At 65.3% G+C, this 15940-nt stretch carries 16 protein-coding genes; 5 read left to right on the forward strand and 11 right to left on the reverse strand.

All coding sequences use genetic code 11. The features are described from left to right. Nucleotides 1-45 precede the first annotated feature (45 nt). The 3 genes from P8R42_25275 to P8R42_25285 all read right to left on the reverse strand — a co-directional run bounded on the left by P8R42_25275 (nucleotide 46) and on the right by P8R42_25285 (nucleotide 4189). Entirely contained in the window at nucleotides 46-1419 is a 1374-nt protein-coding gene (locus P8R42_25275; protein MDG2307903.1) for a wax ester/triacylglycerol synthase family O-acyltransferase, read from the reverse strand. Nucleotides 1420-1483: 64 nt separating this feature from the next. Beyond that, entirely contained in the window at nucleotides 1484-2755 is a 1272-nt protein-coding gene (locus P8R42_25280) for a glycosyltransferase (protein MDG2307904.1), read from the reverse strand. A 6-nt stretch (nucleotides 2756-2761) separates the two neighbouring features. Then, the gene (locus P8R42_25285; GenBank protein MDG2307905.1) at nucleotides 2762-4189 is read right to left on the reverse strand and encodes an alanine/glycine:cation symporter family protein; all 1428 of its coding nucleotides are present in this window, start codon (nucleotides 4187-4189) and stop codon (nucleotides 2762-2764) included. A 297-nt stretch (nucleotides 4190-4486) separates the two neighbouring features. On the opposite strand from P8R42_25285, the gene P8R42_25290 reads away from it, so the two are divergent. Then, nucleotides 4487-4885, forward strand: coding sequence for a response regulator (locus tag P8R42_25290; GenBank protein MDG2307906.1), 399 nt, complete (start codon nucleotides 4487-4489; stop codon nucleotides 4883-4885). A 125-nt stretch (nucleotides 4886-5010) separates the two neighbouring features. Here P8R42_25290 and P8R42_25295 read toward each other — a convergent pair whose 3' ends face one another. Together P8R42_25295 and P8R42_25300 are read right to left on the reverse strand one after the other, a co-directional pair. Then, the gene (locus tag P8R42_25295; GenBank protein MDG2307907.1) at nucleotides 5011-5283 is read right to left on the reverse strand and encodes a hypothetical protein; all 273 of its coding nucleotides are present in this window, start codon (nucleotides 5281-5283) and stop codon (nucleotides 5011-5013) included. Nucleotides 5284-5377: 94 nt separating this feature from the next. After that, nucleotides 5378-5614 carry a hypothetical protein gene (locus P8R42_25300; GenBank protein MDG2307908.1) on the reverse strand — a complete coding sequence of 79 codons (237 nt, stop codon included), beginning with the start codon at nucleotides 5612-5614 and terminating at the stop codon, nucleotides 5378-5380. A 68-nt stretch (nucleotides 5615-5682) separates the two neighbouring features. Between P8R42_25300 and P8R42_25305 the strand changes: the two genes are divergently transcribed. Further along, entirely contained in the window at nucleotides 5683-5907 is a 225-nt protein-coding gene (locus tag P8R42_25305; protein ID MDG2307909.1) for a hypothetical protein, read from the forward strand. An 81-nt stretch (nucleotides 5908-5988) separates the two neighbouring features. Here the strand turns inward: P8R42_25305 and P8R42_25310 are convergent, their stop codons facing one another. After that, nucleotides 5989-6351: an AAA family ATPase gene (locus P8R42_25310; GenBank protein MDG2307910.1), complete on the reverse strand. Its 363-nt coding sequence runs from the start codon at nucleotides 6349-6351 to the stop codon at nucleotides 5989-5991. A 46-nt stretch (nucleotides 6352-6397) separates the two neighbouring features. Between P8R42_25310 and P8R42_25315 the strand changes: the two genes are divergently transcribed. Continuing rightward, nucleotides 6398-6739 carry a hypothetical protein gene (locus tag P8R42_25315; GenBank protein MDG2307911.1) on the forward strand — a complete coding sequence of 114 codons (342 nt, stop codon included), beginning with the start codon at nucleotides 6398-6400 and terminating at the stop codon, nucleotides 6737-6739. Between the two features lie 106 nt (nucleotides 6740-6845). Beyond that, the gene (locus P8R42_25320) at nucleotides 6846-9086 is read left to right on the forward strand and encodes a molybdopterin oxidoreductase family protein (protein ID MDG2307912.1); all 2241 of its coding nucleotides are present in this window, start codon (nucleotides 6846-6848) and stop codon (nucleotides 9084-9086) included. 38 nt (nucleotides 9087-9124) lie between these two features. Here the strand turns inward: P8R42_25320 and P8R42_25325 are convergent, their stop codons facing one another. Beyond that, on the reverse strand, nucleotides 9125-10915 hold the full coding sequence (locus P8R42_25325) for a family 20 glycosylhydrolase (protein MDG2307913.1): 1791 nt from the start codon (nucleotides 10913-10915) through the stop codon (nucleotides 9125-9127). Between the two features lie 156 nt (nucleotides 10916-11071). On the opposite strand from P8R42_25325, the gene P8R42_25330 reads away from it, so the two are divergent. After that, nucleotides 11072-12535, forward strand: coding sequence for a wax ester/triacylglycerol synthase family O-acyltransferase (locus tag P8R42_25330; protein MDG2307914.1), 1464 nt, complete (start codon nucleotides 11072-11074; stop codon nucleotides 12533-12535). 8 nt (nucleotides 12536-12543) lie between these two features. Here P8R42_25330 and P8R42_25335 read toward each other — a convergent pair whose 3' ends face one another. The 4 genes from P8R42_25335 to P8R42_25350 all read right to left on the reverse strand — a co-directional run bounded on the left by P8R42_25335 (nucleotide 12544) and on the right by P8R42_25350 (nucleotide 15656). Next, nucleotides 12544-13782 carry an alpha/beta hydrolase gene (locus P8R42_25335; GenBank protein MDG2307915.1) on the reverse strand — a complete coding sequence of 413 codons (1239 nt, stop codon included), beginning with the start codon at nucleotides 13780-13782 and terminating at the stop codon, nucleotides 12544-12546. Nucleotides 13783-13847: 65 nt separating this feature from the next. Next, entirely contained in the window at nucleotides 13848-14396 is a 549-nt protein-coding gene (locus P8R42_25340; GenBank protein MDG2307916.1) for a hypothetical protein, read from the reverse strand. 25 nt (nucleotides 14397-14421) lie between these two features. Then, complete coding sequence (locus tag P8R42_25345) at nucleotides 14422-15096, reverse strand: hypothetical protein (protein MDG2307917.1); 675 nt, start codon at nucleotides 15094-15096, stop codon at nucleotides 14422-14424. Beyond that, complete coding sequence (locus tag P8R42_25350; protein ID MDG2307918.1) at nucleotides 15093-15656, reverse strand: sigma-70 family RNA polymerase sigma factor; 564 nt, start codon at nucleotides 15654-15656, stop codon at nucleotides 15093-15095. The genes P8R42_25345 and P8R42_25350 overlap by 4 nt, the downstream gene beginning before the upstream one ends. Between the last annotated feature and the right edge of the window lie 284 nt (nucleotides 15657-15940).

Raw genomic sequence — 15940 nt, forward strand, 5'->3', positions numbered from 1 at the left:
CCGGCGATGCCACATCTTGGCAGGAGTTGAGGAGGAGTTGCCAGTTCACTCCGCGCCCAGAACCTCGGCCATGCCCTGCTCGAGGCACTCCAGGAAACGATCGGGATCGGGGACGGCCGCTCGATCTGTGTTTACGGCGATCCCGAGGTCGCGACGATAGCTGAACAACGTCATGTTCACGGCAGCCCCCGAGAGCGGCCCAAAGCCGTAGATCTGCTCGACCTTCGCACCACAGACATAGACGTCGAACGGCGGCCCTGGCACGTTGCTCGTGACGAAATCGACACCCTTCATCATAAATCCGAAAAGCGAGGTCGTCACAGCGGTCGGAAAGCGATTCAGGAGCGAGGCGAGCTCGTCGACGATCGGAAGCGCAGGCTCGTCCCGCTGCTGGTGCACGAGGTCGCGGATCGCCTTCATCCGCTCGGCCGCGTCCTTGATCTGGAGGGGCACGAGGAATCGTACCGGCACGAATTGGTTCCCGGCTTTGGTCGCGGTCTCTTTGGTCCGCATGTTGATCGGCATGCTCATGCGAAGCGCGTCGGCAGAAACACCGTGCGCCTCGTGATAGAGACGCAGGCCGCCGGTCATCGCCGCGACGAACGCATCGTTCAGACGACCGCCGGCCCGGTTGGCAGCTTCCTTTGCGGGCCGGAACGGGACTCGCAACGTGTCGAAGCGCCAACGCGAGGAGCGCCCCTGCATGAGCGGGCTCGCCGGTGCGGAAACCGGCTGGAGCAACCGGCCGACCGAGCTGACCGCACCCGATAGATCCTTCGCCGCGGTCACGGGATCACGAGCGACCTCCGCGAGGCTCTCGCCGAGCGCGTTCCACGTGCGGCGGACGCGGTTGGTCTGCTTGCGGCGCTCGTAATCGAGCGCGTCGAGAAACCGTTCGGCTTGGGTCATGAGATGGACGGGCGGCGGCTCCGGCATCGGCTCGATGTCGCCCGACTCGGGTTCGCAGCCACGTTCGATCATGCTCGTCGTAATGCGAACGAGCCCCACGCCATCGGAGACCGCGTGGTGGAGCTTCATCAAGAGCGCGGCACGCCCTCCGGACAAGCCATCCACGAGACGCATCTCCCACAGAGGGCGATCGCGATCGAAGGCCTGCATCGCGAAAAGCTGCGCGGTGTCCAGCAACTCCCGCATCGAGCCCTCACCGGCCAACCGTGTCCGGCGGATGTGATAGTCGAGTTCGAAATCCGGATCGACCTCCCAACGGGGCGGTGCCATCGAGAACTGGCTCGACGCGACTCGCTCGCGGAGTCGCGGCACGATCCGTGAAGCGCGCTCGATCTTCTCGTGAAGGCGAGCTTCATCCGGCATCCTGTCGAGAACCCAGAGCGTCGTGATCGTCGATCGAAGCTGCGGATCGCGCTCGATGTGCCACATGAGCGCATCGGCGTCGCTCATTCGATTTTCAAACTGAACTTCGTCGGCCATTCAGCAGGAGCATAGAGCGCCCGCGTGGGCGTTCCTAGGCTCGCTCTCGAAGGCGCTCTTCGATCCGGTCGCACGCGACCTTCACACCGTTGCCGCCCCGCAGGCTCTCCGCGAACTCTCGGCATCTGGGTCGCAACCCCACGTCCTCCTGGACATCGCGGAGCGCCGCCACGAGCCGACCCGCGCGGAGGCGGGCCCAGGGGACGGTACGCCCCAGCCCGAGCGCCTCGATCCGGGCTCCGTGGTACGCCTGATCGAACGCGCGCGGGACCACGACCGACGGGACTCCGGCCGTCACGACCTGCGCGACCGTCCCGAAGCCCCCCGGGTGGAGGGCCACGGCACTCCAACCCAGAACGCGAGAGAGCGGAACGTACGCGAAATGGGCGTGGCACGACGAGTGGCCGGTCGGGAGGTTCGACTCCTGTCCGACGAGGAAGAGCCCACGGAGACCGAGTTCGTCAAGGGCCGACTCGACAACAGCAACGAACGACCCGGCATCCATCGCGGCGCTCGTTCCAAGCGACACCAGAACCGGCGGCGGCCCATCGTCGAGAAACGCCTGCAGCTCGGGAGGATCTCTCCAATTTCGAGGGGTATCGAAGAGCGTATAGCCCGTACAGCGTACCGACGGCGCCCAATCGGCGGGCGGTTCGCAGTACTCGGGTGGACAAAGGACGAGCACCTGCTGCGCCGAGAGGCCGGAGAGCAGAAACAGATCGCGTCCGCGGGCGAGGCCGAACTCGTCGCGAACCCTGTTCAGATCCCGATCGAACGAGAAGCGCATCGCCGCACGCGCGGCCGCCCAGGCCACTCCGTTCGCGATCCTTCCGACGGCGCCACCCATCGCGGACAGAAGCGCCCCCTGCGGTACCGTACAACGGCTCGGGATGTTCCCCGGGAAGACGGAGAGGGTGCCCCAGCGGACTCCCGTCAGCTCTGCGACCATCGGGGCTGCGAGCTGCGCGGGGTGCGTCAGAAGAAGATCGGCTCCCTCCGCCGCCGTGCGCAGATCTCGCACGACGGTCGGCAAGTGGGGCAGGATGAAGTGCTTCATCAGCGCCTGGAGCGCCGGAAACCCTCCGCGGGTGGGCTCGAAGATCTCCGGGCGGATCGCGTACTCCTCGGGCCCCAAGTGCGGGCCCGTGGGATGGAATGGGAACGCCTCGCGCTCCACCGCGGAACGAAACCACGGGTTGGCGGCGAAGAGGACCTCGTGCCCTCGATCCCGCAGCTCTCGCCCGACCGGCAAGAGCGGAAAGAGATCCCCCGCGCTGCCGATCGTGGTGAAGACCAGTCTTGCCACGGAGCTCTACTCGGAGTCCGCCAGATACTCGTCGAGGAGCGCACGCACCTCGGGTGCCATCACATACAGGCCAACGACGTTCGGAAGCGCCACGACGAAAATCAGCGCGTCCGAGAGCCGCAGAACAGCGTCGAGTTCGAGCAAACAGCCGAGAACGATAAAGCCGCAGAAGACGAGCTGAAAGGCGCGGACGGCCCAGGGCCGCTCGCCCACGAGATAGGTCCATCCCTTCAGTCCGTAGTACGACCAGCTGATCATGGTCGTGAACGCGAACAACAGCGCCGCCAGCGCCACCAGGACCGGGGACCAAGGCAGCGTGCTCGCGAACGCCGCCGATGTGATCTCGACACCCTCGAGACCCTTCTCCGCCAGGCCCGGCTCGTAAATGGTCGTCAAGATCACCAAGGCCGTGACGGTGCAGATCACGACCGTGTCGATGAACGGTTCGAGCAACGCGACGAGGCCCTCCGTCGCCGGATGATGCGTGCGGACTGCAGAGTGGGCGATGGCAGCCGAGCCGAGCCCGGCCTCGTTCGAGAAAGCCGCCCGCTGGAACCCGAGGATCATCACACCGACGACGCCACCGGCAATGCCCTCCGGCGAGAACGCCCCCGCGAAGATCGCGACTACCGCGCCGGGCAGCGCGGAGAGATTCATCGCAATTACGAGCAAACCACCGAGGAGATAGAGCGCCGCCATGAGCGGGACGAGCCGCTCGGCCACCCGCGCGATCGACCGAATGCCACCGAGGATGACCAGCCCGACCGCCGACGCGAGCAACACGCCGAACAAGCCTGCATTGTTCTCGAAGAAGCTGCTGTCCCCTCCGGTCACCACTACGAACTGCTGGTAGGCCTGATTGGACTGGAACATGTTGCCGATGCCAAGGCAGCCGATCACCATCGCGAGCGCATAGAAGCCTCCCAATGCGCGCCCGAGACCGGCGAACCCTCGCGCACTGAATCCGCGGGCCAGCGTGTACATCGGCCCGCCGGAAACGCTCCCATCCTCGTGATGGGTACGGTACTTGACTCCCAGCGTGCACTCCGCACACTTAGTCGCCATCCCGAGGAAGCCGGCAGCGATCATCCAGAAAGTCGCTCCCGGCCCTCCGAGCGACAACGCGATGGCCACACCGCCTATGTTTCCGATCCCGACCGTTCCGGAGATGGCCGTCGACAAGGCGGCGTACGCGCTGATCTCGCCGCTCTCGGATTCCTGGGAGCCCTTCCCGGCGACGATCCGCACGGCCTCCCTGAACCCTCGAAAATTGATGGCCCGCAGGTAGACGGTGAAGAACACACCAGCCGCCACCAGCCAAAGCACGATGAGCGGGACAGCGGCTCCCCCCAACTCGAACGAAACGAAGACGGCAGCGGTCAACGCGTCCGCGACCGGCCCCAGCGCCTCATCGACCCACTCGTCCAATCCCACGGTCCCGCCTTATCGCCGATGGCGGCGCGAAGACCAAACCGCGGTCGGGGCTAGTGCGGGTCGATCATGCGGCGCGAGAAGAGCCGCGAACCCGGCGCGCGGATCGGCTGGACCCGGAAACTCCACAAGCTCGTCGGTTTTCTCCTCAATCTTTGTGGACAAGTTCGAACGTCTCAAATGTCTACTCGAGGAAGCGACCCTAAATCGACGGCTCCTGTCGCGGAACACATAGGGAACGAAACGCCAGATGCTTGGGTCTAAAGAGCGGGTACGAAAGTGCCGATGATCAGCCACGGGATGGAACCACTACCGGGACCAATTCGGGCACTCGTCGTCGACGACAACCAGATGAATCGGTTGATCGCTCAGCGGCTGCTCGAGCGGCTCGGCGTCGCCGTCGAGATCGCCTGCGATGGCCGAGAGGCGCTCGACGTCCTCGGTTCGCGGTCGTTTGACGTGGTCTTCATGGACCAACACATGCCGGAGATGGACGGCATCGAGGCCACCCGCGAGATCCGCAAGCGCGAGGGTGGGTTCTGTCACACGGTGATCGTCGCCTTCACCGCCTGCCATCTCGAAGAGGACCGCCAGCGCTGCTTCGCAGCGGGGATGGACGACTTCCTGGGCAAACCCGTCCGGGCGCAGCAGTTCTCACAGATGCTCGAGCGCTGGGTCCGGGAACCCGGCACGAGCTGATCACCGCTCGAGACGACGGCACCAAATGAGACGCCCCCCCAAGATCGAACTCGGGAGGGCGTGGACTGGCCCCCGCATCCTACAGCCGTCCGGCAAGCCGGCAGCTGTGGTCGGGGAGAGCGCTTCTAAGGCTCGTTCTTCGCCTCGGAGGCGTCTTCCGGCTCGTCTACCGTAGTTTCCCCCGGAATGACTGCGTCGACGGTATCGGCGAGAACCCCGTCCGCGGCATGGAAATCCAAACCTTCCGGCCCGTCGAGTCCTTCGTCATCCTCGGCGGCTTCCGGATCGACTTCTACTCCGTCCTTTTTGCCGGCCTTTTTCTCTTCCTTTATGCGACGCTTCTGCTGCCGCGCGAGTTCCTTCTGCCTCTTCAGGAATCCTTGCCTAGATCTCTTCAAAGCACCGTCCTAACTCCGACTTTTTGCAAAACTCTGCCGGTTCCCAGTGATCCCTACCATGCATTGGCCGCTGGTGCGCCCCCCAAAGCGGAATTCAGGCCGCCGCGGCGCACGCGCGCAGGCGACTCCGAAGGTCGTCATCCTCAAGTGAGTCGACCGCACGCTTGAGCAACGCCTCCTTTCGCGTGCCGTGCCGCTCGTGCTCCGCACGGTCGCCGCGACGAAGAGCGAGATCGGCCAGTGCGCCGTGCACCTGCCACGCGCCACGCGGATACGAAATCCTCTCGGCCAATCCGAGGCCGAGTCGGAGCGCCTCCTCGGCCTCGTCCAAGCGCTCCAGCTTCGCCAGCGCATCCAGGGGTCGCCCGTCCGACGGAGTTCGGCCTCCACAGGCTCCAGGTGGCCAATCGCGCGCTCGACATCGCCGAGTTCCAGATGGTTGCGCGACAGGTTCACGTCGTGTTCACGCGCAGGCGCCTTCGTCACGTCGATCGTGTGAATGCACGCCGCGTACTCGTGCGCCCACAAGTGCGCGAGACCGGCGAGACCGAGGACCGTGCCCCGCCCCTCGGGGAGGTCGACCGCGGCAGCCGCGGCGCCTTGGAAGGCGCGCGCAGAAATTGAAAACTCGCTCATGTAGAACGCGGTCGTTCCGAGGAGCTGGTACATCTGGATGACGGTTCCGATCGAGGCCAAGTCCCCGAGTCACTCGGCGATGCCCAGCGCCTTGCTCCACTCTGCCCTGCGGGCGAAGTGATGTGCGAGTACCTCGAAGTGTTCCGCGAGCCGATCCGCGTACAGTTCTTCGATCGCCGCCCCGATCGTTCGATGAAGCGATCGGCGACGTTCCGCGAGGAGACTCGCGGGAATCAACTCGGCAAGGAACTGGAGAAACTCCTCGGACGCGGGATCCACCCAGTGCAGGTCCTCGACGACGAAGATGAGGGGGCGCGTTTCGGCCGCACGAAGGAGAATCGCCCGGAGCGCGCGGAAGAGCTCGCTGCGCCGGAGCGCATCGCGGATCCGAGCGGGCCCCTCCGCGTCGGGCGCAGACGGAGGTTCCCACAATCAATCAACCACCCCGGCCCACCCGGAAAACGAAGGGGGAAGCACAATGGAAATCAACGAAGAGAAGGTTCACGAGTTCGGAGGCAAGGCGATGGGCGACCTGGGCGCGGCCCTGACCACGTCACTGGTTGTCATCGGCGGCAAGCTCGGCCTGTACCGGGCGATGGCCTGCGGTCAGCCGACCACCTCTGACCGGCTCGCCGAGCGCACCGACACGAACGAGCGCTTCTTCCGACGGGGCTACAATGCGAACCTCGTCGAATCGTGGATCCCCGCGCTCGAAGGCGCCCAGAAGAAGCTCGGTTCCATCGACGCTTCGCGCGGGCCGCCAGCCAAGAAAGAGGTCGTCATGGAAGCGAACGAAAAATGGGTGCTGTCGGTCACCTAATCGCTGGTCCACCTGATGGGATCGTGGGCGCTCTTCGCTGCCTTCACGACAGCCCCCTGAGGTAACCGGCTTGACCACGGCTCACACTGCGCGCGAATGTCGCAGGATGAGCACCTCACCCGTCACGCACCTCCGCACCTGCCCTCTGTGCGAGGCCATGTGCGGTCTCGAAGTCACGGTCGAGGGCGACCAAGTCACGGGAATTCGCCCCGACAAGGACGACGTTTGGAGTCGAGGATACGTCTGCCCGAAGGGCCCCGTCCTCGGCGATCTTCACCACGATCCCGATCGACTCCGCGCACCGCTCGTCCGCAACGGTGACGACTGGAAGGAGGTCGGGTGGGACGAGGCGTTCGAGACCATCGCCGAACGCCTCCATCCGGTGATCGAGAAGCACGGGATCGGCGCCGTCACGGCGTACATCGGGAATCCGACCGCGCACAACTTCTCGCTCTCGCGCTACGTCGGCGCCTTCATGCCGATGTCGACCCTGCCCATCATCTACTCGGCAGGCACCGTCGACCAGTGGCCGAAGAACGTTTCGAGCGCTCTCATGTACGGCGGCATGTGGAGCATCCCGGTGCCCGACATCGATCGCACCGACTTCTTCCTGGTTATGGGAGCGAACCCGAGCGCCTCTCAAGGGAGCCTGCTCGCCGCCGCGGACGTGCTCGGGCGCATGGACGCGATTCGAGAGCGCGGAGGCAAGATCGTCGTGATCGACCCCCGGCGAACCGGGACCGCGGACCACGCGGACGAGTGGATCCCGATCCGACCCGGAACCGACGCGGCGTTGCTCGCGGCCATCGTGAATGTGCTTTTCGCCGAAGGACTCGTCGACCTCGGGCGACTCGCGCCCCTCACCGCCGGCCTGGACGACGTCGAGCGCCTCTGTCGTCCGTTCACACCCGAACGCGTCGCAGCGACCTGTTCGATCTCCGCCGAAGCGATCTACGGACTCGCGCGCGACCTCGCCCAGGCGAAGACGGCCGCCGTCTACGGCAGGATCGGAACCTGCAACCAGGAGTTCGGCACACTCGCCTCTTGGCTCGTCGACGTCGTGAACATCCTCACGGGCAACTTCGATCGCCCCGGCGGTGCAATGTTCTCGAACCCGGTCGCCTGGTCACTCACAAGCCTGCATCCACCCGACCAACCGCCCGGCTTCGAGTTCGGCCGGTGGAAGAGCCGCGTGCGCGGTGCCCCCGAAGTGCTTGGCCAATTCCCGGTGTCGTGCCTCGCCGAGGAGATCGCCACCCCGGGCGAAGGGCAGATCCGAGCCTTGATCACGATCGCCGGAAACCCCGTGATCAGCGCGCCCGACGCGGGCAAGCTCGACGCCGCCCTGCCTCAGCTCGACTGCATGGTGTCCGTCGACAACTACCTGAACGAGACGACCCGACACGCCGACGTGATCCTCCCGGGGCTCTCACCGTTCGAGCAGCCGCACTACGACGAGCTCCTTTGGGCGTGGGCGGTCCGGAATGCCGCGAACTACTCGGGTGCGATCTTCCCACCTGAACCGGGGCGCCTTGCCGAGTGGGAGACGCTGCTCAAACTCGCCGCCGTGATCTCGGGGGCGAAACCCGCCGAGGTCGATCCGCACGTCCTGGACGATCTCTATTTCGGCGGCCTGGTCGGCGTCGTCGCCGCGAACGAGAAGTCGAGGATCGCCGGCCGCGATGCAAACGAGATCGTCGCCATGACCGACGGGAACGGTCCCGACCGCTTGCTCGACTTCTCGATCCGCTCGGGACCCTTTGGGGATCTCTACGGGCGGAATCCCGACGGGCTCACCCTGGCGAAGGTTCGAGACCAACCGCACGGCATCGACATGGGCGCGCTCGAGCCAAGGGTCGAGGAGATCCTCCGAACGCCATCGGGGAAGATCGAGCTCGCGCCTGCGTACATCACCGGCGACCTACCGCGACTCGAGGAGCGGCTCGCCCGCGAGGACCATGGGCTGGTCCTCGTGAGCCGCCGCCACCTTCGGTCCAACAACTCTTGGATGCACAATCTCGAGAAGCTCGTTCGGGGCCGCGACCGCTGCACTCTCCTGATCCACCCCGACGATGCCGCCCGCGCCGGCGTGGCCGAAGGCGACCAGGCGCGCGTGTCGTCCAAGGCCGGATCGATCGAGGCACCGGTGGAGGTCAGCGACGAGATGATGCCGGGAGTCGTTTGTCTCCCGCACGGGTGGGGCCACGACCGCAGCGGCATTCAAATGGACGTCGCGGCCCGACACGCCGGGGTGAACAACAACCTACTTGCACCTGGTGACCTGATCGACGTGCCATCGGGGAACGCGATCGTAAACGGAATTCCGGTTGAGGTGACGCCCGCCTGAACCGAGCGTAGGAGCCTGACCTAAGACGGGGCAGGCTCCTACTCGCCGTATTCGGCGAGAGTCCCCTCCAGCCGCCCAAGGGACTCACGCAGCCCGCCCGGGCGGCTGCGCTCGAGCCACGCGCTGCGCTGCAGGTCGATTGCCTCTGCAAGGTCGGTTCGCAATTCGGCGACCGGCGGGGCGTCGAAGCCGGTCTGGCGCGCACTCCGCCAAGCGCCGTGGCGCGCGAGCCGCGCCGCCGCGATGAGCTCGCGCTGAACGATCTCACCATCCACCCCGCGAGGCTCTGCAGCGGCGATCGTCGCCATGATCTCGTCGAGCTCCTCGACGACGGCGGTGAGGCCCTTCTCGCTCGGACTCCCCATGAGGCGCGCGAGGAACGAGAGGCCTCCGCCCAGCAGTTGGTAGTGGAGCACGCTCCCGTTCATCGGCTCGACGCCGGTCTTCGCCGACAGACCGCCCGCGGCCTCGAGGGCACCGGCGAGGCAGCCCGTGCCGTCGAGAAAGATCTCGGAGTCGAGGAACGCGGAGGTCTCGACATCGCGATTCGTTTCCGTGCACCAACTCACCGCACCGCCGTAGGCGATCGGCGGGAAGCTCACCGACGGGGGCTGAAGGTGGCCGCTGTCTCCCCAGTCGGTGATCAGATAGCCGCACGCACCGTTCGCAAGCCCCTCCTCCGCGGCATCGAGTAGGTTCCCGCGGGCATTGGGAAGGCGCCCGACGAGCGAGTTCCAGCTCGAGGTCCCCGGGCAAACCCAAAACGGGAATCCGGCCTCTGCGAACGGAGGCACGTGCCCGACGAAACCCCGCATCACCTCGCGGGTGATCCCGAAGTCGCCGAGCATTTCGAACAGTTCGGAAGGCAGCTTGTCGGGATCCGTCGGCGCCTCGTAGTGCCACGCGAGCGCCGTCGTATTGGTCTGGGGGATCTTCGCGATGAACTCCGGAGCATCGCGCACGATGTCCCCCCAGAAGAGGGCCTTCTTTCCGCGACCGTGAACGGACGCAAGAATCCGATTCAGGAAATCGACGTACACGGCGCCCCTGCCGCGATTCGCGACTTCCGCACTCGAGGCCCCGCGGCCGAGCTCGAACGTCTCGTCGCAGTTCACGTTGACGGTGTCGCTCGTAAACTCGCGGAGGAGCTCGGCAAACAGGCCGTCGACGAACGCCAGGCTCTCATCCGTGGGCGCCAATACGCCCGGAGATTGGGTCCGGCCAAAGCGGGTCTGCCAGCCTTCGGGGGCTTCGGCCAGCCCTCGATACTCGTCGTGCTTCAACCAGCGCTCCATGTGTCCGAACGCATTCTGGTTCGCAACCAGCTCGATTCCGTGGCTCGAACAGCACTCGTCCAACCAGCGGACGTCTTGCGCAGTGATCGGCGAGGCATCGCGCCAGACCACCTCGTGCTGCCCGTAGGCGAAAGTGTGCTCGGTGTAGAGCTGTAGGTGATTGATGCGAACGCGGCTGAGCAGCCCCACGATACGTTCCAGCGTGGCTCGGGTCGGGACCCGATCGCGACTGACGTCGAGCATGTATCCGCGGACCGGGAAGTCCGGGCTGTCTCGGACCACGAGGCCCGGGAGCAACGCTCCGCCATGGGCACGGATCTGGTCGAGTGTCTGAAGCGCATAACGCTTCCCGTTTTCATCGGCGTGCCGGATATCGACGCCAGCCGCCGAGATCGAAAGCGAGTACGCCTCCGCTTCCATCCGGACATCGACCTCGAAACGTGGCGCGAATGCGTCCGCGGAACAACCTTCCCCCGTCGTCTCCAAGCTTCGTGGCCGAGGGAACAACCGCAATTCGTTAGCGTCACTGCCCATGACGCACTTTGTACCGCGGGGGCGATGAAACGACCAGCCAGTTCAGCCCAAAGGGCGTCGGGATTGCATTAGCTTGACAATTCGCCGACGCTATTTCGTTGAATCGGCCGTGGACGTATGTTGACTTGCCAAGGCTCGGGTTCTGGAGGGAGATCGATGTCGTCTTACAATTATGATCGCTTGTCCGCGCAGGATTACTCCTTCCTGACGTTCGAAAAGGGTGGCGTGCACATGCACGTCGCCTCCGTGCAGATCTTCGAAGCGGGCCCTATGCGTACTGAGAGCGGAGGCGTCAACATCCGGGCGATCCGCAAGGCCACCGAGTCCGTCCTGCACCTCATCCCGCGCTACCGACAACGTCTCGCGTGGACGCCGGTCGAAGGACGGCCGGTGTGGGTCGACGATGCGGAGTTCAATCTCGGCTACCACATCCGCCACACGAGCCTACCGCGGCCGGGCGATACCGAGCAGCTGAAGCACCTGGCCGCGCGCATCATGTCGCAGCCGCTCGATCGCACACGCCCGCTGTGGGAGTCGTGGGTCGTCGAAGGCCTCGAGGGCGGAGACCGTTTCGCCATCGTGAGCAAGATGCACCACTGCATGATGGACGGCAGCTCCGGTGTCGATCTGGCGCACATCCTCCTCTCCCCGGTTCCCCAGACCGATACCCCGAAGCCGGTGGCGTACATCCCACGGCCCGTTCCGACCGGCTACGAACTTCTGCGGGACTCGGTCGGCCGTGCTCTGAGCGCCCCGATTGAAGCTGTCCACGGTCTCCAGGAATTCGCCAACGCCAGCGCTGACCTCCGCGACGAGCTCCGCGTACGCATCGACGCGCTGCGCGAGCTCGCGGGCTGGGTCGTGAAGGGGGCATCCGACACCCCGATGAACGGGAAGCTCGGCCCCCACCGGCGGTTCGATTGGCTGACCATGCCTCTCGACGACGTGAAGGCCCTCAGCAAGCGCCTTCACTGCACCGTGAACGACGTGATCCTCGCGACCGTCAGCGGCGCCGTGCGGACCTTCCTGATCCATCGTCGGGTCGACCCGGAACGGATCGATTTCCGTGTCTCCGCGCCCGTGAGCGTCCGCCGCGAAGAAGACCGCGGCAAGATGGGCAACCACGTATCGTCATGGATCGTGAGGCTGCCCATCGACCTGTCCGACCCGCTGGACCGCCTTCGCGGAATTCACGCCATCACCCAGGATCTCAAGGCCTCGAACCAGGCGCTCGGCGTCGAGATGATGATGGCGATGGCCGAGTGGACGCCTTCGGTCGTGCTCTCGCTCGGGGCGCGCGCGGCGTCGGGCCCCATCAACATGATCGTGACGAACGTCCCCGGGCCGCAGATTCCGCTGTATCTACTCGGCGCTCGGCTCCTCGAGGCCTTCCCTCTCGTGCCCCTGCTCGAGAATACGGGCCTCGGAATCGCACTGTTCAGCTACGACGGGCGGCTCTGCTGGGGGTTCAACGGAGAATACGAGCGGCTGGCCGACATGCGACGCTTCGTCGAGGCGGTCCAGGCGGCGTTCGAGGAACTCCGCGCGGCCGCGCCCGCCCCCAAAGAGCCCGCAGCGGTCGTCGAAGAACCGCAGTCGCGCGTGGCGGCCGCGAAGTAGGGGTCCGCTCAGCCGGCTCGGCGCACACCCGGCTGCTGCCGGCTGATCTTGCCGGCGCGCACGGCCTCCGCGAACACGGTCACCGCTCGCACGGCCTGCGTCGATCGCTCGGAGTGGAAGATCTCGAAGGCATGCTGCGCTTCGTCGAGCTCCGCGTACAATACGGGGTTCTTCGAGACGTGCTGAAGGTTGTCTACGAACAGCCGGGCCTCCTCGACGAAGACCAGCGAGTCGTGAGTGCCATGGATGACGAAGAACGGCGGCGCATCCTCATGAATGAGCGATACAGGGCTCGCCGCCTCCCAGCGGTCTCGCTCCGCCACGGGCGAGCACTTCATCACCAGGCGTTCGGCAAACGGGGTCATTGAGTTCGAGCCCCGAACACCGTTGCGATCGAGGAAGTCGTACACACCGTAAAACGGTACGCAGGCCGCGACGGAGGTATCCACGTGTTCGAATCCGGGTTGGTACTGCGGATCGTTCTCGGACAGCGCCACCATTGCGGCGAGATGGCCCCCCGCGGATCCACCCGTGACCACGACGAGATTCGGGTCGGCGCCGTACTCGGCCCCGTTCTCACGAATCCAGGCGAGTGCACGCTTCACATCCACGAGATGGTCGGGCCAGGTCGCCTTGGGGCTGAGACGATAGTTCGGCGCGAAGCAAACCCACCCGTTGGAGGCGAGATGCGTCATGAGCGGCAAGCCCTGTTGATCCTTCTGTCCGACGGTCCAGGCGCCACCGTGGATCTGGAGGAGGACGGGGCAGCCTTCAGGACGCGAGGCCGGGCGATAGACGTCGAGGAGGTTGCGCTTCCCCGCTTCGCCGTATGCGATGTCGCGAATCCGCTCGACTCTGGAATCCTTGAAGCCGAAGGGTCGCGCGAGGCGGCTGAGCGATGCCCCCGGTTCCGGGCGCGCGAACTCCGCGCCGAGCCCTTCGCCGAGGACCTTGGCAAAGGTCTCACGCGCTTCGCCAGCTTTGCTCTGGACTCCGAGGAGCCCCCACCACGAGCCGAAGGTCAAAAAGAGACCCAATATGCCCGGCCAGGAGTCCAGGGCCCCGGCCGCGGCAAACAGCACCGTAGCTAGGGCCTGCCAGGCCAGGTGCACCAGAGCCAGTTCGCTCGTGAGCCACCCGGCAAAGAAATAGGGCACCAGCGCCGGCCCCAGCCGGAACCGGAAACGCGCACTCAGAGTGAACGCCAGACCAACGATGCTCACCGCCAAAAAGATCCACGAAACCATGGGCTGGAGTATGGCGATCCGTGGGAGCCGTCGCCACGGGGCTGCGAGCCACGCCGAACGACCGCTCAGAAGGCCGGTTTGGGACTCGGCGCAGCACCGCTCGGCTTGCGCCCGTCGCGGCGACTGCGCTCACGGCCGATCTTGCGCTGCAGCTTGATCTTGAGCAACGCGAGACGGGCGCGTTGATCGGTGTTGAGCTTGAGCATGTCCTGCATCGATTCGAACAGGGTGTACGGCATCAGAACGAGCTCCTTGTCGATCGCGAGGAACTGATCGGTGAGCTTTCGGATGTCGGGTTCATTCTGGGGGCTGCGTCCGAGGGCGGTATCGAGTTCGACTTCCGTCACCGCGCGCTGCCCGATCAGATCGTGCCGGCGCTTGTCGAACTTCCGATACTGGCTTGCCAGGCGAAGGGTCTGGTCCTCGTCGAGGTCGAGCTCCTCCGAGATTCGAAGGACAACCATGGTGCGATTGCGCTTCGGATCCTTGGGCTGCCTACCCTGCGCGTCGGTCAGGACCGCGGAGCCGAGGCCCACGAGCAGTACGCAGACGAAAAGGTATCGTACCGTTGCAGCGCCCCGTGTGGCGCCAGCCTTTTTCAGTTTCTGTTTCATGAACGGGAACCTCATCGGACGGAACTCAACCCAGACTCGGCGCGGAGCCGAACACGCCCGCGAGGGCGTCCAATTCATCGTCGGTCAGATCTTCCACCTGCCAATCCGAGTCGGCGATGTCGAGAGCGAAGATGTCGTAACTCGCGAGGAGCCAGGCATCCTGCGAAGCGGCGAGTTCTGCGGGATCCACGTCTCCGACCGATACGACCTCGATCTTCGGTGCGACGTCGACGTGAGCGACCTGTAGGCGCGGCAGGGGTCGGTCGGGACTCGGGCCAACGACCAAGATGAGCGCGATTCCGGCGGCGAGGGCCACCACGGTGCCGACCAGGCGCCGACGGCGGGACGCCGGACGAGCCCCGCGCGAGACACCGCTGGGGCGACGGCCCGATTCAGCCACACCGACGCGGGCCTTCCATCGACCGCCCGTGAGCCACCCGGCTTCCGGCTCGGCACGAACGGCCGCCATGATCTGCTCAGCACTCGCCGCAAAGGCGGACTCCGTCGGCAACGCGGCGTCGAGATTGCGGACCTCCTCGAGCAGGGGCGCCGATGCCGGCTCGCAAAGGCCACACTCCTGACACGACTCGAGGTGCGCGGACGCCCTCTCCATTTCTTCGGCGGTCGGCTCGCGAGCCTCGTCGCCGCACAGACGCTGGAGAAGCTCGGTTGCCACTAGGCACTCCGCGCGCTCGGTCACGAGTCCGCTCCGTCGTCGTCCGGGTTGGGAAGCACCCACCCTCGAAGCTTCTTGACGGCGTGAAAGTAGTTCACCTTCGCCGACGCCTCCGACGTGCCGAGGATCTCGCCGATGTCTCGGAAGGGCAGGTCATCACAGATCCGAAGAACGACTGCAGCTTTCTGCTTTTCCGGCAGGCGACCGACCATCTTCCCAAGTACGAGCCGATCCAAGGCGTGTCCGCCCGTCTTCGGCGCAACCGGTTCCGCGACCGAGTCCATTCCAACGGTGCGGCCGGACTTTCGGTAGAGCATTCGGCATTCGTTGAGCGCGACGCCGTAAACCCAGGTCTTGAAGGACGCCTCGCCGCGGAAGTTTCCGATCTGACGGAAGGCGTTCAGGAAGGACGTCTGCACGACGTCCTGAGCCTCTTGCGGGCTCCCAGTCATACGTTGGGCCAATGCGAAGACCATCTTCTGATACCTGGCAACCAATATACCGAAGGCTTCTCGATCTCCGCCCTGCACGAGTGCAACGACGTCGGTGTCATCGAGATCGCCCCCCGGCTTCGAGGAATCCATGCTCCGGCGCCTTCCCTACCGCGCTCCGGGTCGGCTCATGACCGACCTCAACCGCGCTCGGCACCCGCGCTCGGGAAGGGAATCCTCTCTCGCTTTCGATCCTGTCTGTCTCCCGGCCAGACAAGCAAGGAATTTCGCCCGCAGGCACCTCGATTGTCCGGTCCGGCTTTCATCGTCACGTTCTCCTCGGGAATTTTGGGGTCCGACTGAGCCGATCTGTGACTCGAGTCTTCCGATGCATCGACCCCGACAAACGTAAAATCCCGGTGGAGGCAGCGTCACCA

The sequence above is a fragment of the Candidatus Binatia bacterium genome, from assembly GCA_029243485.1.
Lineage (GTDB): Bacteria > Desulfobacterota > Binatia > UBA12015 > UBA12015 > VGTG01.